The sequence below is a fragment of the Lysinibacillus sp. NPDC093216 genome (assembly GCF_050280325.1).
Taxonomy (GTDB): Bacteria; Bacillota; Bacilli; order Bacillales_A; family Planococcaceae; genus Lysinibacillus.
This window is the reverse complement of the sequence record NZ_JBNNVB010000021.1, coordinates 1-19842: the sequence shown is the minus strand read 5'-3', so window position 1 is coordinate 19842 and position 19842 is coordinate 1. Positions and strand designations below refer to the sequence as shown.

13 protein-coding genes are annotated in these 19842 nt (G+C 31.5%); 8 read left to right on the top strand and 5 right to left on the bottom strand.

From position 1 onward, the window contains the following. Positions 1–77: 77 nt before the first annotated feature. Complete coding sequence (locus tag ACQKOG_RS19560; RefSeq protein ID WP_402872823.1) at positions 78–1022, top strand: alpha/beta hydrolase fold domain-containing protein; 945 nt, start codon at positions 78–80, stop codon at positions 1020–1022. Between the two features lie 125 nt (positions 1023–1147). Here the strand turns inward: ACQKOG_RS19560 and ACQKOG_RS19555 are convergent, their stop codons facing one another. Next, positions 1148–1627 (bottom strand): MarR family winged helix-turn-helix transcriptional regulator, encoded by a 480-nt coding sequence (locus ACQKOG_RS19555; RefSeq protein WP_370076457.1) that lies wholly within the window; start codon positions 1625–1627, stop codon positions 1148–1150. Positions 1628–1850: 223 nt separating this feature from the next. Here ACQKOG_RS19555 and ACQKOG_RS19550 point away from each other — a divergent pair, with 223 nt between their 5' ends. The 5 genes from ACQKOG_RS19550 (at position 1851) to ACQKOG_RS19530 (ending at position 7763) form a co-directional block, all read left to right on the top strand. After that, a complete protein-coding gene (locus ACQKOG_RS19550; protein ID WP_427448022.1) occupies positions 1851–3074 on the top strand; it encodes a MalY/PatB family protein in 1224 nt (407 codons plus the stop codon). Further along, a complete protein-coding gene (locus ACQKOG_RS19545; protein ID WP_427448020.1) occupies positions 3071–4360 on the top strand; it encodes a M20 metallopeptidase family protein in 1290 nt (429 codons plus the stop codon). Before ACQKOG_RS19550 ends, ACQKOG_RS19545 begins: the two co-directional genes overlap by 4 nt. A gap of 15 nt (positions 4361–4375) precedes the next feature. Further along, positions 4376–4582, top strand: a complete 207-nt coding sequence (locus ACQKOG_RS19540; RefSeq protein WP_427448018.1) for a DUF3311 domain-containing protein — start codon at positions 4376–4378, stop codon at positions 4580–4582. A gap of 7 nt (positions 4583–4589) precedes the next feature. Next, on the top strand, positions 4590–6071 hold the full coding sequence (locus ACQKOG_RS19535) for a sodium:solute symporter family protein (protein WP_427448104.1): 1482 nt from the start codon (positions 4590–4592) through the stop codon (positions 6069–6071). 786 nt (positions 6072–6857) lie between these two features. Continuing rightward, positions 6858–7763, top strand: coding sequence for a tyrosine-type recombinase/integrase (locus ACQKOG_RS19530; protein ID WP_427448016.1), 906 nt, complete (start codon positions 6858–6860; stop codon positions 7761–7763). A 192-nt stretch (positions 7764–7955) separates the two neighbouring features. Here ACQKOG_RS19530 and ACQKOG_RS19525 read toward each other — a convergent pair whose 3' ends face one another. Next, positions 7956–9320 carry a tyrosine-type recombinase/integrase gene (locus ACQKOG_RS19525; protein WP_427448015.1) on the bottom strand — a complete coding sequence of 455 codons (1365 nt, stop codon included), beginning with the start codon at positions 9318–9320 and terminating at the stop codon, positions 7956–7958. An 831-nt stretch (positions 9321–10151) separates the two neighbouring features. Continuing rightward, positions 10152–15992, bottom strand: a complete 5841-nt coding sequence (locus ACQKOG_RS19520; RefSeq protein ID WP_427448013.1) for an AAA family ATPase — start codon at positions 15990–15992, stop codon at positions 10152–10154. A gap of 678 nt (positions 15993–16670) precedes the next feature. Between ACQKOG_RS19520 and ACQKOG_RS19515 the strand changes: the two genes are divergently transcribed. Continuing rightward, positions 16671–18746: a hypothetical protein gene (locus ACQKOG_RS19515; protein WP_427448011.1), complete on the top strand. Its 2076-nt coding sequence runs from the start codon at positions 16671–16673 to the stop codon at positions 18744–18746. 15 nt (positions 18747–18761) lie between these two features. Next, positions 18762–19061 carry a helix-turn-helix domain-containing protein gene (locus ACQKOG_RS19510; RefSeq protein WP_427448010.1) on the top strand — a complete coding sequence of 100 codons (300 nt, stop codon included), beginning with the start codon at positions 18762–18764 and terminating at the stop codon, positions 19059–19061. On the opposite strand, the gene ACQKOG_RS19505 is transcribed toward ACQKOG_RS19510, so the two are convergent. Then, positions 19056–19424, bottom strand: a complete 369-nt coding sequence (locus ACQKOG_RS19505) for a hypothetical protein (RefSeq protein ID WP_427448008.1) — start codon at positions 19422–19424, stop codon at positions 19056–19058. The two genes, ACQKOG_RS19510 and ACQKOG_RS19505, sit on opposite strands and share 6 nt — an antisense overlap. Before the next feature lie 2 nt (positions 19425–19426). After that, entirely contained in the window at positions 19427–19666 is a 240-nt protein-coding gene (locus tag ACQKOG_RS19500) for a helix-turn-helix domain-containing protein (RefSeq protein ID WP_427448006.1), read from the bottom strand. Positions 19667–19842 lie beyond the last annotated feature (176 nt).

The following is a 19842-nucleotide window of genomic DNA, read 5'->3' as shown; positions in this document are numbered from 1 at the left end:
ATGGCTATTTCGAATCATACCGTGTTATGAAACAACAAGATGAACAATAAAAATGTTTAAAGGAGAGAAAATAAAAAATGAGTGTAGAAATTTATAACGGAGAACGTTCTGAAGAAAGTGTTCAATTTGAAAAATTGTTAACTTCCGAAAGTAATAAAAACAGTTTTTCTTGTATTGAAAACACCAAACAGTTTGTTAATCAAATGGGAACTGAAAATAGAAAACCTTATGTTATTGGGGATGATGTTCAATTTTTAAGTGATGTTAAGGAGCGGGCATTCGAGGACATGCAAGTTTTCACACTAAATGACCAAGAGTCCCTACAGCAAAAAGTTATTTTATATATACATGGTGGTGCTTGGACGAATCAACCTTTAAATTTTCACTGGTGGTTCTTAGATAAAATGGCGCAATCTTTGAATGCGAAAATAATTGTTCCCATTTATCCTAAAGTACCTCATTTTAACTACAAAGATACCTATCCAAAAATCCTAAACCTTTATAAAGAAGTTCTTGAAACTGTTGAAAGATACGATCAATTGACCATTATGGGAGATTCTGCAGGCGGAAATATATCACTTGGTCTGGCTCATCTTTTAAAAATGAACCATTTACCTCAACCGAAAGATATTATTTTATTGTCTGCATGTGTTGATATGAGTTTTGAAAATCCTCATATACCTGAATATGAAGAAAAGGACCCGATGTTAGCTAGTGAAGGAATGGAAGTCATTACAAAGATTTGGGCAGCTGATAAAGATTTAAAAGACTCATTAATTAGTCCAATTTACGGTGATTTTAAAGGACTTGGGAAGATTACTCATTTTATTGGAACACACGAATGTTTATATCCAGATGCAATAAGACTGGATGAAAAACTAACAGAACAAGAAATTGAAATCAATACCTTTGTTTATCCTAAAATGAATCATGTGTTTGTTGTTATGCCAATCCCTGAAGCTCTAGATGCTCAACAGAAAATTATTGAAATAATTTGTTCGTTGAAGGAAATGGAGAGTTAACTGTACATGAAGCGGCCATCAGGGGGAAGAGATTCTAAAAATTGCTATGACCATAAAGGCGTGTCACAAAGTTCGTGACACGCCTTTTTTCCATATTATCCAATAGTGTAGGGTAGTAAAGATAATTAATACGCCTTTGATTTTTTGTCATTAAGCACGCTTTGAGTCCTTTGATTGATTAAGTTTAGGACTGTAATATACTTTTGAAAATCTTCAGCTGTAAATTGCTCGAGGTTCTTCAAATGACTCCGATATTCCTCTAAATCTAGATTTTTATGATATTCATAAACTATTTTGCCTTTTGGCGTTAATTCAATATGGAATTCTCGATAATTGTCCAGATTTCTATATTTAATTACTAGACCCTTTTTAATTAGTTTATCAACCATTTGAGAAACAGCACTTTTTGTGCAATTTTTAATTTCTGCAATTTCAGAAGTAGTGGTTTTTATTTGATCTCCAATTAAGTTGAGTGTATGAACTTCTATCATATACAATTCATCTTCTGTCCCATATTTTCTTGGAATATTTTCGTAGGAACTAATCAGTCTAGATGTCTCGTAAATCGTTTCCATTAGCTCATAAAAAATCTTCTCTTTATCCACAAAGCATCTCCTCCCCATAATTGGTAGCCAATTTAATTTAATTTTAACATATAGAAAATCTATATTTAACTTTCGTTTTGAATCTAATTAATTTTGTAAATATTCTGAAATTTAGGTTGACGATTTTACAGTTAAGGTGTTAAACTGAGAAAAATTTAATCTAAACGTGTCGAAAATTGCGATAAAGTAGAAAGTTGAATGCGACAAGAGGTGGGGAGAAGCATTGAAATATAATTTTGATGAAGTAGTTAATCGCAGAAATACTTATTCCTTAAAGTGGGATGGTGAAGATTTAATTAAAACAATTGGTTATACAGAAAGGTATGACTATGAGACCATTCCGCTATTTACTGCAGATATGGATTTACCCGTACCGCAACCATTGATAGATGCACTACATAAAACAGTTGATCATCGTATTTTTGGATATTCTGTTTTTCCAGATGAGTACTTTGAATCAATTCAGCATTGGTTTAAAAAGAGACATGACTGGACCATCAAAAGAGAAGAGATTGTATATAGCCCTGGAACTGTACACGCCTTGGATATAGCTATAAAAGCATTAACTAAACATGGTGAAGGTATCATTATTCAACGTCCTGTTTATCCGCCGTTCACAGCTGCGATAGAAGGAAATGGAAGAGTTGTTCGAAATAATGCATTGAAATGTGATGCTGAAGGGTATTACACAATTGATTTTGAGGATTTTGAAGCAAAAGCAAAAGAAGAAAATACTACAATGTTCATTCTCTGCAGTCCACACAATCCGACTGGTAGAGTTTTAACTTATGAGGAATTAAAAACGCTTTCAGATATCTGTGAGAATAATAATGTAATTATTGTAGCTGATGAAATTCATGGGGATCTCATTAGAAAAAAACAAAAATTTATACCCATCGCAAAAATTGCAAACAGCTCGGATCATATCATCACATGTACAGCCATTAATAAAACCTTTAATGTTGCGGGTCTGCACTGTACAAATGTTATTATTTCAAACACTGAGATTAGGAAAATCTTTAGCGACACAATGGGAATGCAGTTACCATCACCGTTTACAATTGCAGCCCTTATAGCTGTCTATAACGAAGGAGAAGAATGGTTAGCGCAAATAACAGAATATATTGACGACACAATCGAGTATGTGAAAAATTTCATAGATAAAAAAATGCCTACAGTCAAAGTTAGGATCCCTGAAGGAACATATGTGCTATGGATGGACTTTAGTGGATATGGCCTTTCAGCTCAAGAGATTCATGATCGTATCTATAACAAAGCCAATGTCATACTTGAAGATGGATACTTGTTTGGAAATGAAGGTAAAGACTTTCAAAGAATCTGTATCCCTTCACCAAGACCACTTATAAAAGAAGCACTTGAAAGAATCGCTTTAGAATTCCAAGATATCGAATCCAATAATCAATCAGAAAGGGAGTATATAAAATGAAAACGATCGAATTTAAGCTTAATGCGTTAAAAGCTGCAAAAGAAATAGAAGACTATGTAATTGAGATAAGAAGAGATCTTCATAGACACCCTGAGATTGGATTACAGGAAGTACGGACAATGAGAATAGTTACAGATGAGTTAACTAAATGGGGCATTCATTACGAAATTGTCCAAGATGGTGGAATTATTGGTTATATTCAAGGGAAACAACCGGGAAAAACTTTAATTCTTAGGGCAGATTTAGATGCACTGCCGATGAAGGAAGAGGAAAATAATTTAAAAAAGAAAAAAGTAGTATTTTCAGCGTATGATCAAGCTGCTCATACTTGTGGGCATGATGGACATACAGCGATGCTTTTGGGTGTCGCGAAAATCTTGGCTCAACACCAAGACAAAATTAAAGGAAGAGTGTTATTAGCTTTTGAACAAGGCGAAGAAATGGGTGGTGGGATTTATAATCTCTGTAAACGATTACACGAAATCGGAGGAGATGGAATTTGGGGTATCCATTTAAAAAATGATCTTCCGACTGGGAAAATATCTGTTGATCCAGGTCCAAGAATGGCTGCTTCTTTTGTTTTTGATGTCTTAATAAAAGGAAAAAGTGGACATGGTTCAAGACCAGATTTGTCAGTTGCTCCATTAGACTGTTTTACCGATTTTTATAACAATTTAAGAGCAATGAGGTTAAATACTTTAGACCCTTTTAAAACAATTACCTATTCAATTGGAACGATTAATTCAGGTTCCGCAGCAAATATAATTCCAGAAAGCTTACAGTTCTCAGGAACAGCTAGATATTTAGATTTTAACCAAGGAACCCATGTAGCAAAAGAATTTAAGAGAATCCTTGAAAAAGTCTGTGACCTCCATAATTGCACCTATGAATTTATTATTGAACCTAAAGAATCGGATTTAATTGTCTACAATCAAAAAGATTGTGCACAAATTGCGATCAATGCGGTGAAAAATGCAATTGGTACAGATGCATTACAGTCAATCCCTGCTTGGATGGCATCAGAATCATTTGCGTTTTATGAAAAATACTTCCCAGGTGTGTTTGCATTCGTAGGAATACAAAACCTCGAAGAAGGGATTGGGGCCGAACACCATAATGTTTACTTTGACTTAGATGAAGATGCTTTAAAAATAGGAGTGGCGGCTACTGTACAATACACAATTGATTTTCTAGATAATGAAAAACAAGTTCATTTTACTCCTGATAAAAGAGATATAAATAGTCTATTTATTGATAACGGGTTTCAGCGATTAATTAATAAATAAAAAGGAGATAGAAAAATGACAAAAAAAAGGCTCTGCAATTTGCTCTCGTTCATTGCATATTTCGGAATGCCATTAGGAGTTCCTTTTATCAAAAGTGCCGAACCATATGTCCTAGGTCTTCCATTTTTATTATTTTGGATGGTTTTATGGATCTTTTTAGGAACAGGGTTAATGATTATCGTTCATCGTATAAATCCTAATGCAAAAGAGGAGACGGAATAATATGATAATTTCAGTTGGAATCATTGCAATTTTCTTAGGTATTGCTTTATTTTTAGGCATTATGGCTAGTAGAGGTAAAGATATGAGCCTTGAACAATGGAGTGTTGGAGGCCGTGGATTTGGTTCTATCTTCATCTTCTTATTAATGGCTGGTGAAATTTATACAACTAATGCATTTTTAGGGGTAAGTGGTTGGATGTACGGGAAGGGCGCCGCAGCATTTTTTAATATCGCGATGTTAAACTATGTAATTGCTTACTGGTTGACACCTAAAATATGGGCTTATGGAAAGAAACATAGTCTACTATCACAATCTGATTTTTTTGAAAAGGCATATAATAGTAAAATTCTCGGCACACTTGTAGCTATTGTAGGGTTAGCAGCTTTAATTCCTTATTTAGTCATTCAATTAAAAGGTCTTGGCATTATCGTTTCTGAAGCTTCGTATGGAGCGATTGATCCGAAATTAACAATTTGGATTGGCACAATTGCTATGATTGCGTATGTCATGGTTTCAGGAATTCATGGCTCGGCTTGGACAGCTGTTATTAAAGATATTCTTATTCTGGGTGTTGTGTTATTCCTTGGTATCTACTTACCTATACATTATTATGGCGGGATTCAACCAATGTGGGAGGCAATTGAAGCTGTTAAACCAGGTTTTTTAACGCTTCCAGACTCAGGTTTTAGTGCCTCATGGTATATTTCAACAATCATGTTAACATCATTAGGGTTTTATATGTGGCCACATACATTTATCGCTACTTTTTCAGCGAAAAGTGGTAATGCCTTAAGAAAAAATGCGATTATGCTTCCTATCTATGCGTTATTTTTATTATTTATTCTATTTACTGGAGCAGCTGCAATTTTACAAATTCCAGAGTTAGAAGGAGGCGCTGTAGATTTAGCATTATTTAAAATCTCCACACAAACATTTAATCCAGTCATCGTAGGCTTTATTGGAGCTGCAGGGTTATTAACTGCAATTGTTCCAGGTTCAATGATTTTAATGTCTGCAGCTACATTATTTGCAAAAAATGTTGTAAAACCAATTCGTCCTCAAATTAGCGATCAACAAATTGCTATCATTGCTCGTTATTCAGTTCCAGTGATCGCACTAATTGCACTGTACTTTACTTTTAGCGGTGGTGGAGCAATTACGTTATTATTTTTAATGGGATATGGTCTAGTTACTCAATTCGTACCAGCAGTTGTAAGTAACTTTATGAAGAAAAATCCATTAACTGTACAAGGTGTGTCTGTTGGGATTATTGTCGGAGTTTCAATTGTAGGTTGGCAAGCATCTACAGGAGCTCATCTAAGTAAGCTGTTCCCAAGCTGGCCATCTTACATACAAGATATCAACATTGGTTTCCTTGCATTGACTGTTAATATTTTAGTAAGTTTAATTGTTAGTGCGTTTACAAGGAAATTAACTGTTAAAAATGATGGAATTACAAATGAGAAAACAGTAGAAAACACTCCATAATATCATTTATATTTTCGCGATATTCAGACTTTACGAAAAACGCAAATATCAATTGATTCAAAATTTAATAGGAGATTTACTAATTTTTCTAGTCAAATTCCTGTTAATTCGTCATCAAATGAAGTCGTTGTGAACGAAATTATTATTCTGACCAATTGTTATGAAGAATATTGTGGCTATTTTAGAATCACAACAGATTCAAGTGAAATGTCATGAAAATAACGATTTTTTCTAAAAAACATGTCAATTTAAACTTATAAATAAGGATTATAACAAATATTTGGATGATCATGGCCAAGTCAGATTAATAAAAGATGTACACGTTGAAATTAAGTAATTGATATTGGATGTTTAACAATTTAAATCCAAATTTAATTAAAAAGAATCCGTTTTAATCTAACGTGTAAAATGGATTCTTTTTTATTCAACTATATGGGTGATAAGATTAACAATTTTTATTCAAGAAATCATCGAAGTCTAAAATATTTTGTCATTGAAATAATATTTAGTTATTTACGTCCATTTATATCCGTTTCGTCTCACTATTATTAGTATACTTTTCACTGATACATAACTTCCTATAATTTATATTATGTAAACTAAAATTATTTGGCGTGGTGGAGGGCTTGGATACGTCATCTACCCATAATATCTGTACTTTTCGACTTGTAATTTTCAAGTTCCTTATAATTTTCATGTGAACGATAACTCTCCTTTTTTACGATAATGGGATGATTTTGTACAGATAATAATTATTGTTTAATACGATATCTGGAGGTTTTATACTTGCAACTACACGCTGCCATTGACGAATTTGTATTGTATATTGAGATTGAAAAAAATTACTCGGAAAATACGGTTACGAGTTATGAATACGATTTACAGCTCTTCTTAACCTTTTTAACGGACCATGGCTGTTCAACCTGTTTAAATGAGATTACCAAGACCCAAGTACGTCGCTTTATCCAATATCTATTAGGATCTTTAAAACAAAAACCTCGTTCGGTGAACCGAAAAATTTCTTCCTTAAAATCGTTCGCCAAATATTGTTTAATAGAACGATACCTTGCTAATGATTTTACGCACGGGATTGAATCGCCAAAGACCGATGATAAACTTCCTGTGTATATGACATTAACGGATCTAAAGCAGCTATTTGACTATCTAGAACGCGCCCAATCGCGTTTTTCGATGCGGAATGAGCTCATGTTTAAATTATTAGCAACAACAGGTATAAGACGTTCTGAACTTGTTTCATTAACATGGGAACAAGTTGATCTGGTAAATGAAACGATTCGAATTGATGGAAAAGGGAAAAAAGAACGGATATTGCCCCTTCATCCACACTTAATTCCGCTTCTGGCATCCTATAAAGCCTCTTTAAGATCATATCAAATTTATCCAACAGAACCTGTTTTTCTAAATAAAAATCGTAAAGCATTAGATCCGCGGGGTTTACATGTCATTTTTAAAGATGTATTGAAAAAAGCAGGCCTTCCACCTACCCGCTTCTCGCTACATCACTTACGGCATACTTTTGCAACATTGATGTTACAGCAAAATAAAGAAAACGTTGATTTACGAACACTGCAAGAATTACTTGGCCATGAAAGTATTACATCAACTCAAGTCTATACACATGTTGAATATGAGCAGAAAAAGAAAGCAATTAATTCGTTTCGAATTTTTTGATTCATTTCCTTTAAACAGGAGCTAGTTACCCAAATACGGGTAGTTAGCTCCTGTTTTTAAAATTATCGTATCCGTAATATGCGTTGGATAAATAGTTTTATAATGAATAGTGGTTATCTGCGCCAGCAAAGGATAATTTAAACTTGTGAAGGCATTGTAAAACCTCCTAGTTGAAGTTGAAAGAGTGCGTCATTAATACCCTTTATTAAGATCATTCAAAATAGACATCAGTTGGTCCATTTGTATTGATGTTGCATTCATTTGTGATTGTTGATTGAACACCATACCCGATTGTAGTTGTGATGGTACCATTTGTTGCAGTGCGCCATATGGCATTTGATGCGGTGTTACTGTTTGTTGTATGGGCATTTGCAAGTTTTCCATGATTTGCGATAAAGGCTTCGCTATAATTTGCTTCTTAAAATGAAGAAAATATTCTTCATTATTGTGAAGTTGATGTTGAAAAGCGAGTTCTAATTTCTTAGACACATCTTGGAAATCTAATTTAAGATTATATTTTATATCAAGTTCTAAAGCGGTTTCTAATACCGTTTCTAGAAGGATTTGAGCAGCCTGTAATCGTCTAATATGCACGTCAAAACGTAAAAGATATGGATCTAATGAGTCATAGTTTTTAGTAGAATGTAATAATAGAAATTTAATCGTTTCACGAGGAACCCCCATTTCATCAAATAAAGTTGAAATCGTGTAACGAAATGCGTGAGGAGAAAAAAATTGTTCTGTTTTAATCACTTCTACTCTTTCTTCATTATTAATTGGATTTTTCTTTTCGATCCAATTTAAATGTTCACATATCTTGTTCGTAATATAGTTCATTTGTTTGTTTTCTAGAGGGTTTCCTTTTAGCCCATATAATAAGGAATCTTCAGGGTCAAGATCTTTAATATGCTCTACAAGTAAAGACATCATTTTAGGTGGCAGTGGCAAGAAAAAATCTTTATTTTTTCGGTTCCCTTTTTCTTTTTTCTTAGATACCTCATTTCCCTTTCCTTTTTCACGATTTCGTTTAAATTCCAGCCCATTTTTTTGAATAGCTACAGAATTAACCGTTAACTTTTTTAAAGATGTAGAACGTAATGCAGTGTAGATTTCAATTAAAATAGGGATCAGAACATTTACTCCATTATTTTGTAATTCATACGCAGCTTTATAAACTGTGAATAATTCCTCTAAAGTTAAGGCTCTTGAGTGATGTTCGTCAGCATAATCTTCAATGGCATCTATAGCAGCAAAAGGATTGCTATTAATGATCCCAAGGTGATTAAAGTGAGAAAATAAAGATGATAAGGTTGATATTTTTTGATTAACGGTTTTAGGACTAAACTGCTCTTCCATTCGTTTAACCCATTCCAGCAAATAATCATATTTTACATTTTCAATTATTGGATCAATTTTGTTATTTTCCATATCCAATACAAATTCTTTTATATTCCGTTCATATGCTCCATTTGTAGAAGCAGACCAACTCTTTGCACTTCTGTATTTTTCAAATGCGATGTATAAAGGTGTTTTGGGTGTGATTTTAATATCTGACAATTAGGTTTCCTCCTTATATAACAAAAAACCCCAAGCTAAATACAACTATCAAACGTATATATTACGTTTAACAATGTATAAGCTTGGGGTTTCCCCTTGTTATATATAAATTTATTATTTTTTCTTTAATATAAATATCTTAACATTTTTTAATTATTTGTCAATACTATTAGATTACGTCTAATAGATAAAGCTTTTAATTGTTATTCTAGTGATAGATAAGCCTTAGTTGTTATCTCCTTATTCCCCTTTTACCCCGTACCTGCGCGTTTCACAGCATTCGACGTTCCATAAATTCTATAAGTAGCGAAAACGCTCAGAATTTACTCTAAGCGTTTTTGTTTTGTGTATAACCTACAATTCAAATTTAACTGCAACAACCTGTTTAATTTAATCAACTTAAATAATAATGTTCGTATTTTATTAAATCATAGAAGTATCCAGTCGATGGACATACAGCAATTTCTTTGTTTAAATACGAATGTTTAAAACATCTATTAATAAAATTGTTCGTTAATTACCTTGTGGCTGGATTTTTACAAACAATCGTCTCAAACTAGATATCAGTTTAATCCGCTTCTTTCCAAACGCTGTTTCTTGTTTAATTCAAACTAACAAGGAAAAGTATTGCGCGCAGACGAATTGAAAATAGACCAGATGAACGACCACCCATCTCGATTCGTCTGAACACAATTTCACAGCACCCTATCTACTATATTACGCCATCTTTGAAAAGAGATACTAAAGTTGTTTAATTATGATTTTACAAATGTAATAACCACCTATCGATATATTTGATAGGTGGTTTAAATTTCATTATTTAAATTCAAACTAATGGATGTATTTTTTTGAGACTCTATAAACATTTCCATTATACTTTTTTAGCAGTTCATCAAAGATATCAGATCTCATTACTAGCTCAAAGCCTGACAATCTAAACGTTTCTTCACTTAAGTCTGTACCTATTAAATCATATTCCCAATTTCTATAAGCTACCGCAACTTCATTATTTTGATCCAGTAAATCAAACGCGCTCGGAAAGTCTGCTGCTTTTAGGTTTAATGCATTTATAATCGAATCTTCCAATTTTAATAATCTATGCTCTCCAAAGTCATTATAAACTGTGCCGTAGGATGATAAATAAATTACTGGGGGCTTTGGTAAATCATGTTCAAATGCTTCATCTATATACCACCAATCTATATCTTCTATCTTCTTAAACGGCAGTTTAATAGAGCTAATATCTGCAAAATCAATACTTACAAGTCCACTATAAACTTTCTTTATACTTTGCATGTTTGCAAAGTAACCTTCTTCAAGAATTACTTCATTTTGAATACTAGCAATTGTGACCCAATCTTCAAATCCCTCGATATTTGAATTCTTTGGAATGTGATTTTCTAAATCTATATCCACATTTTCTGGATATCGAACTTTACTATATTTCATCGATATTGGAATTCTTAAATCGCTAACCATGTGCGATAATATTAAGGGATTGACATTACCAAATTTCAATACTTCTCTATTTAAAACTTGTTTGTAAATTTCATTTTCTATTCCCCAATAATGCACTTTAGGTAGTATCCTCTCTCTTGTACTACTGAAAGCTCTATATAGACTTTGCATCTTTTCAACATAGACTTCATTACTCTCAAATATGTTCTCAAATATATTACAAGTTTGCTCAATTATATTGGGTAGATATGGTTCGATATTTATAGCTGCCTGATTTCTATCTAAAGATAAAATACTCTCATCAAAATCAATCTCAATCGATAAATTATCAACTAAATTAGAATCTAAATTTCCAGGTTGAACACCCAAAATAAAATGAGCTAATTGATTTATACTGAAGTAGTCTGAGGTTAACAATGCTCGAATCCAATCATTAGTTAAAACCTTCTCTGGAACTTCCCTTTCTAACAAAAGAGATAAAATTACATCAAATGTTGATTCGTATATATCTGTTTTTATAAACTCATCCAAAGCATTCAAAAATTCATTCTCATAATTAAAATAACTATATTGAATTCCCCATAAAGCCCATGTTCTTCTTTTTAATTCAGGATGTGTAATTCGCGACATTATTAGTTCGATGATACTTTCTATACTATTCGTTTTAACTACAATATCTTTACAATCAATAAAGGGCCCTGAGAAATTTCTCTCCGTTTTTAAACGTAAAGATATTACGTCAAACGCTTCTGTCCAAAGATCTTTCGCTAAATCTATATTTAATCTTGCAAATAAATGTATTAGATTAGACGTTACTCCAAATGAAGGTATCTCACTATTTGCATTGAGTTCAAGTTCATTTTGTAGAATATTATCAATATACTCAGGATATTTCCTATAATTTTGTTCTATTATAGGAATCATTTCTTTGCCGCCAAAATAACTCCACCCTTTATCATATACTCTTGTATACTGAAGAATTGATAAATAGACTGCAGACTCATTTATATTGTACCTTTCTAAGCCTATCATTAAAGAATTAAAGATGTAGGATAATTCTTTATTATAAAGCTTAAGTTTTTTAGCCAGTAAATCTATTATCTTATTAATATCTTCACTGTTTCCAGTAGTTGAATACTCTATCATTTTATATCCTAAGGAATTAATAACTTTGTCATTACATAATTGAGTAGGGGTTAAATTTTTGATATATAAACTTAAATCTATAAAAGAAGCATCTGAAAGATAGCACTCTACGATTTCATTATTGATTATTTCTTCTTCTATTTCTTCTTTATCAGTAGAAAAATATGCCCCTTCCATCTCAAACTCATTTAATAAATTTAAAACTTTTTCTTCTAAATCATTTTCATAGATTCTAGCCTTTATTATGATGTAAAGAGTATTCGCTTTTTCTATATCTATTTGTTTAATTGACTTTATTGCATCAATCATTTTTTTTATTAAATCATATCTAAAAGGAATACTACTTGAAAGAGCTGAAACAATGTATACATCTTTGGGAATTAAATCATAACTTTGAATAACTACCTCTTCTAAAGCATCTTCTAATTTCCAATCGATTTCTCCACCATCAGATTTCAAAGATTGAGATAATATTTTTGTTGCCAGATTAAAATCCAAAAGTAATAAGTATTTAAACCAATCATTATGAACATATCTAACTTCTTTTTGATTAGTATGATTTAATACATTATTCAGTAATGGTAATAAGTTAAATAACTCTTGTTTTATCCATTCATCATCAATGCCTATAAAATACTCCACACTATAAAGTAACTCATAAATAGTAATATCTTTATGAAAACCATAAGAACATAAATATCTACAAACTCGATTCCAACTAGAAAGTGCAACTTCTTTGTTTCCTGCATTATTCATAATCACGGAATAATACATTTCATGTTCTGCTTGAATTTCAAAGTATTCACCACTTTTACTTGCTTTATGGGTAAGTCGTTCCATTGCTTCAACAATAGCTGCCTTTGCATTATCTATATGAGTTAAAGAATCAAGTAATTTAATTAAGCTTAAAGAAGGTAGCGGCCCACCTGCACTTCCCATTAAATATGTAGTCGTTTTCATTGAAATTTCTTCTAAAGTCTGTAATACTTCTTTCCACCCTTTCGCACTACATACATATTTAAGACCTTTTTTAAAGGAATTATAAATATAAGGCTCTATACTGTGTAAATCACACGCTCGCGGTTTCCCTTCAAATGGACTCGAGATATTCAAGAGTGATTTAAAGGTATTTAAAACTTCTGTTTCTCTATCTGAGTCCGATTTAAACTCCGTAAATTCAATCTGTGCCATTTCTATAATAAAAACGAGCCACTTTCTATACCAACCATTCCCAGATACTCTATCTAACTCTTGGTTTATTGTCTCAATGTTTTTTTGAGCTACATGCACTCTAACTGATATGAGCCACTTATATATATTTTTAGCTTCAGAAATATGACCATTTAAAAAAAGATCAATTTCTTCAGGATTTTCAACGGTTACATCTTCTAAAAGAGATATTTCGTTATGATTCAAAAGTAATTCCAATAATTCTTCTATATTCCATTTCCACGAAAAACTTCGAATTAATTCTTTTGCCTTAACTCTATCTACTGAAAACAAATATTTTGCTAACTCAAAGTACAACACACTTTTCAACTTTTCATTCAATTCCAGATTAATCAACTCATAAATAAAATCTATTAATCCTAACTCTAATAAGACACCAGTAATCCCTTTTATATACGAATGATTAAATTTCTCACTTAAGTTTTTAAACCAATCAATTAATATTGGATGTTTTTCATTCCAAGGTTCTACTTTTAGTACCCCTTTAAAAAAGGCTATATTTGCTTCCATGTTATCTTGATTTTCTATATTTCTATAAGCTTCACAGTATTCTTTCCAGGGAGCCACTTTCCCTTGCTTGTCTATTAAATCACATAAAATGAGACCCGAATTTATATCTAGCGTAATACGACCGTCTAATATTAATCTTTGCGCTAATAAATCAAATCCATAAAGCATCCCAAAAGTTTTGCCATATAATCGTATGTCCATTAGTTTTTCTTCAAAAGCTACATACAAAGATTTTTTCAATTCATTTATTCTGATTTGTAATTTAAAATCATTTAAATCTTTTGCCGCATTAGATGCAAGTAATAAGTTTCTTTCTATTGTTTTCCTAGGATGACAATAAGCTATGCTTTTAATTATGAAATCGCTATTTACTATAGATTTAATTTCTTCTAGTAGTCTTCCTTTTCTAAGCATGCCCAATAAAAACTCATACGACTTAGAATCTAAAAAGAAATCTTTATTTCTTAACCAATCTATAATAGGTAAAACTAGACTTTGAATTGATTCACCTTTTTGCTGTGAACGTTCTAAAATAAACCGTTTAAAACTTTCATGATAGATTCGTATGCCGCCCTGTGCAGATACATTTACAAGTACCGGAGATAATAATTCTAAAGCTGGAGATATCAACCGAGCAGCGAATGGTCCTGAAATTTCTTTTATTTCTATTTCTGTTAGTCCAAAATCTACTGCAGATAAAATTTCTCCTACTAAATTAGCCCCAGAGTCTGTTGTAGACTGAAGCAAATACTCATAATAATTACGAATATCACCTTGTATCAAAGGAATATTATTAGTAAACTCTTCTAAATCAATTATTTTACTATTAATATCGATTAGTAAACGTTTTATCAAGAAGGTAATATATAAGGGATTTCCTTCTGTTTTACTCTTAATATTTTCATAAAACTGCATTTCTGAACTAACTAAAGCTGGAATTTTTTCATTCAATTGGTAATTTATAAATAAGTTCTTTATATCTTCAGCTTCCCAATCAGGCATATGATAATATTGAATATTATCAAGGTCCGATAAAGGTTCTAAATGCTTACCAGGTTGCGTTCCTAATACAATATGTACATTATGAGGGATTTTTAACATCATTAGTTTCTCAACTATATCTATCTCATTTATAGATAAATCTGTTGTAGAGTTAAACACTCTAGAAATGTGATCTAATCCATCAACGATAAGATAGATTTTTTCATTATCAACTGAAGCTTGTTCCAAAATATGATTCAACTCATCCTCATCAGCACTAAATAAAGTACTTTTGGAATACCGTTTTTTATCTTTGGAACCCATCAAATCTGAAATTAAATTCCCAAACATTGCATTAGTAGTAACTCGTCTTTGTACATCTTCATCCCCTGGCTCTAAATAACAATAATGTCTAGCAACTAAGAAATCCTTTTTCAAGTCTTCATAAAGCATCGATAATAACCACGATTTCCCTGAACCCGGTGTTCCTGTTAATACTGTAAAGGCTTTATTTATACCCGCTTTAAAATTGTCCAAAATACTTGTTCTGGCTACATATCTTTTCAAATCTACTATATTTCTTTGAGATACTTTCCCGAAGTCAGTTCTTATTCCTAATTGATTGATTATTTCTTTAGGAGTAATTGTTCTACTTTCTGCTCTGCAAATAGTAGCTAATCGAATTAGTGTAGCTGCTACATCTACCGCATTTCGATTTTCATTTGGATATTTACCTATTCCAATTTTATCTTCTAGTATATTTACAAGGTATTCTTCTAGTATTCCAGGGATAGTTAAATCTAAAGATGCCTTTGGCCAATTTAATTCAATAATAAGAGAATCACATAGCTCCTGAATATTATTTCTATCTATATTTAAATTTACTATCTCTTCCCAGACAGGCTTACTGTATTCAGGCCACAATTTATCTAGTTTTAGTTTATAACAATTTGTTTTTAAAACTTCTAAACTGGGTTCACATTCAATCTTCTCAAGAATAGATAAAACTTCTTCATCAATCGGATCGTCCCATGCTAAACATAGCCTATACTCTTTAGTTCCAGTTTGTTTAAATTCTAAGTGACTTTTAATAATATCTACTATGCTTATTGTACCGTCTTCATTCTTTATATCTTTCAATTGTAATTTTCTATTTTGACTATACTTAAACTGGCTCCTAATAGTTTTTTCTCCTGTGTAAACCGTCAAATCATCAAGAGAGTCTCCTTTAAATAATTTCTTATCTACCATGATACTTTCGTAATTATGCGATATTGATTGTACAAAATAACAGGCTGTTACTAAATCTTGATAAATGTATCCTCTATGGGCTGCATTTAAAGCCATGGTATCGTCTCCTTCAATAAATCTTATAATTTAGTAGTTTTAACTTGTGAAGTCCACATAGCGCCAAAAAATATCTTCGTCCGGAGGAGAACTCCAATTTTTATGTAACTTAAACAAAATACCACCTCTTCAAATCCTAATTACTACCATTTCATTATACTAATAGACAATAAGAAATGGTGCAAAAAAACAATTGCATACCTTCTTTTTAAACAAGTTTATTATTTGTAATCAAGAGGCTTTTTGTATTTCAAACTGTTCTCGAGTTTTGTCTTAAAACGTTTTTAATTGGACGTACTGACCTAAGTGCAACAGCTTACATTCAACAATTTAGTCTGCCTCCCGCTTCTAGATTTCCATTATCGTTAGAGTAAATCCATCTATTTCTCAGAAAATTTTTCTTTTCAAAAATCCACATAATTTTTCATCCATTCTGATTAATCCCTCTAAACATAAGCTTCTTAAAAAATATAGTTGGCTACAAACTTATATGGCCTTAAAATATTGAATTTCCACTGCTAATATATTTACACACATAACACACAGACACGAACATATTAGGCTTCAATGTCCACCGTCATTGAACCTTAGATTGTGTTTGTATGTGCGTATTGTGTGTTTGCCCAACATTTTATTTGGAAACAATTATTAATAATCATTAAATAAGGAGGATTAATCATGCTAAATGATAATAATGGGTATGTAAGTATAAATGAGGCTACAAAATTTATAGAACCTGACCGTCGAAACATTTCCTATATCATCACGAAAGCGGAATTTTCGTCGCAAATAAGAATAACTAAAGGTAAAACATTAATTCCCAAAGTATTATTAAATCAGATTGAGGATTATTATGAGCAGAATAAGGCTCTTTTCGATAAATACAGCAAAAGTGATGATCATATTAGTACATTACTAATGTCTAGATATTTAGGTATTACTTTTGAGGAACTAATAGAGCAAATACATGAAGGAAAGTGGGACGGGAAACATGTATGTATTCCAAAACTCACTCCACCTGTCAAAAAAGATCAAAATCATTTTAACTACTTTTTTATTCGATCTTTAACCATCAACCATTTTAAAACTATTAACGAAATAGCTACAAAAAATAAAGATATTATCGTAACAAGAGAAACAATATTTAGATATGCGAGAAAAGGGTTGTTACCTCAACCTATTCACCTAAAAGGCTCAAATTTATACGATGAGAAGGAAGTATTAGCATCATTGTATAGTATAAGGAAAAGTCAAATATTATCTCAGAAAGAACATAAAGGAGGTGTTATAGTTTCAAGATATAGCCTTTTAAATAATCACCAGAAAAATGCAATTGATAAATTTATTAGTTTCAGAAGAAAAAATGGAATTATTGATTTTAATGGATTCCGTACTAAAGATACTATTGCACATATGGATAAAACACTTAAATCCATGAAAGAAATTATTTCAAGTGCCTTTGTTCTAATTATTAGTGGACGTTGTGGAATCGAAGAGGAAGTGATTGTGAATAAAAGTATAAATGAGGATATAATTGATGAATTTAATCCTGATGTTTTCGATTTTCTTTCAATTAATGTAGAAGATTATTTTTCTTTATCCTCAAAAAGAAAAAAAGTGACACTAAAAAATTATCTATTAAACTTAAAACAATTCTATTACTTCTATTTACAACAGCTAGAATTAGAAGCTGTCATTAGTGAAGAAAAACATAGGGAGTTTTTAGCCTTAAATTTACGGGTTAAGCAATTTTTAAATCAATTTCCTAGAGAGAGAAAAAAATGGTTTTCGCTTGATGAATCTAAAGCAAAAAAATCCTTTCTAACACCTGAACAATTGATAAAGGTAAGAGATCTAATTCTAACTGACCCTGTTTCTAGAAATTCCACAATGAATGCTACTATTTGGCAGTTGGGATGTACAACTGGTTTAAGGCCAGAAGAAATGGAACATGTCCGTATTGAGCATTTTCTTTTAGATGAACTAGGATTTTTAAAATTAAATGATAGAGGTTGGGGAATCTTAAAATTACCAACTGAGGCATCCAAGCATGAAAATTCACCTTCTCATGTTATTTTTGGAACACCTATTCCAAAGGAAACAGTAACACAAATTAACAGGTACTTACAAAAACTTTACTTAAAACAAGGTACTTCATACAAACCAGGATCTGGTTATCTCTTTAGGCCTAACCCCGCATTTCCCGATATGCCCTATAATAAAATAGATAAAAGTTTTTTAGTTAGAATAAGACCATTATTAAATTTCCTAACACCTGAACAAACTGAAAACTTTGTTCTAAAATCATCTCGACATTCTATGAATAACATTATTTCTAAAACTCATCTACCAGTACTAAGATTTAATGGTGAAATTCAAAAAATTGCTGCACAGTATCAGATGAGGCATAAGCCAAAAGATACTACAATTGGGGATGATTATTACTCTGCATTAATTACAGAAGATGATTTTTATAAGGTACTTGATTTATCTATTAATTTTCCGTGGAATCAAGAACAATTAGAACTATGGGAAATAAAACAAGGATATAAAAAAGCCACAAATAATGAAACAAAATTACAACAAGATAATCTAATTATGGAAGTACAATCAGAAGAGGTTTCTGAACGTATTAATCAGATTGAAAATCGGCTATCAGAATTAAGGACAAGACCGAAAACAATAAGTGTAAAAGAGTGGACCATCGAAGTAAATAAGTTAAAAAAAGAAAAAAATGCATTACTTACATTTTAAGATGGAGGAAAATTAATGAATAGTAACTCAAAAGATGACGAACAGTTATTTTACGACATTAATGAAAATATTAATATACCAAGAATATTTGAAATTTTGGATGATGATTTATATCTAACACCAAAGGATATTAGTGAACTTATAGGAGTACATCCTGAAACGGTACGAAGATGGTGTCGTAACAAAAAATTACGAATTATTGCTCCGAGCGGCCGCTATAAAATACTTGGAAAAGATCTTAAAGAATTTTTGTTTCGATTGTATATCAATAAAAATCATAACAAAAAAAAACCTCATAAACTGATGTGTTTATGAGGTCTTTTTCTCAAAATACTGCAACAATTCATTGAATTTCAATTCAATATTACTTAACTTGTCCTTCATTTCAGGTGATTGTTTTATTGAATTTTGTATCATTAAATTAATCTTCTTTTTCTCTCTTTTTGGATTATATATTCTTGTTTTTAAAATATGTCCATTATTAAAATATCTAATAAGACTTAATAGATTTCCATTATTGTAACATTTAGAGCATTTCCAATTTGTTGTATTTGTACACATTTCAACTTCGTCAAAGCATTCAAAGCATGGAAATAGGATAATCTGCTCTTTCGAATTGTAAATATAATCCACCTTCTGTTCTTTAAAAAGTGATAAGATGGCATTTTCTTTTCCCATTCTTAGCTCTCCCATCTTGGTGTTACTTTTGATCGCTTCATAAAAATTTTAAAATCTTCCCCAACAATAATGTACTTGTTACCAAAACAATACGATGGTAATTTCCCCTGCCTGCACCATCTTCTTACACTCTCAACATGCATACCAACTAATACTGCAATATCCTCTGGATTTAGAATTTCTTCATCGGGTAATTCAAAAATCTCATGAATTTTTATATTTTTTAATTCTTTATTAGACATATCATCTGCTCCTTCCCACATTAAACATTTTAGACAAAGCAGACAACATTTATACCTTTTACATAACAAACAGATGTAATATATAAATGTCAACACCAATATGTACATTTTCGCTCGTTTAAGGATGTACAAAATCACTCGTTTTCCGATGTTAAATGATGCTTTAATCGGTATGA

What these genes read in the sequence shown, in the direction of transcription:
- ACQKOG_RS19505 (WP_427448008.1), bottom strand. Translation starts at nt 19,424, where the DNA reads ATGGGAAAAGAAAATGCCATCTTATCACTTTTTAAAGAACAGAAGGTG.
- ACQKOG_RS19540 (WP_427448018.1), top strand. Translation starts at nt 4,376, where the DNA reads ATGACAAAAAAAAGGCTCTGCAATTTGCTCTCGTTCATTGCATATTTC.
- ACQKOG_RS19515 (WP_427448011.1), top strand. Translation starts at nt 16,671, where the DNA reads ATGCTAAATGATAATAATGGGTATGTAAGTATAAATGAGGCTACAAAA.
- ACQKOG_RS19545 (WP_427448020.1), top strand. Translation starts at nt 3,071, where the DNA reads ATGAAAACGATCGAATTTAAGCTTAATGCGTTAAAAGCTGCAAAAGAA.
- ACQKOG_RS19510 (WP_427448010.1), top strand. Translation starts at nt 18,762, where the DNA reads ATGAATAGTAACTCAAAAGATGACGAACAGTTATTTTACGACATTAAT.
- ACQKOG_RS19520 (WP_427448013.1), bottom strand. Translation starts at nt 15,992, where the DNA reads ATGGCTTTAAATGCAGCCCATAGAGGATACATTTATCAAGATTTAGTA.
- ACQKOG_RS19500 (WP_427448006.1), bottom strand. Translation starts at nt 19,666, where the DNA reads ATGTCTAATAAAGAATTAAAAAATATAAAAATTCATGAGATTTTTGAA.
- ACQKOG_RS19560 (WP_402872823.1), top strand. Translation starts at nt 78, where the DNA reads ATGAGTGTAGAAATTTATAACGGAGAACGTTCTGAAGAAAGTGTTCAA.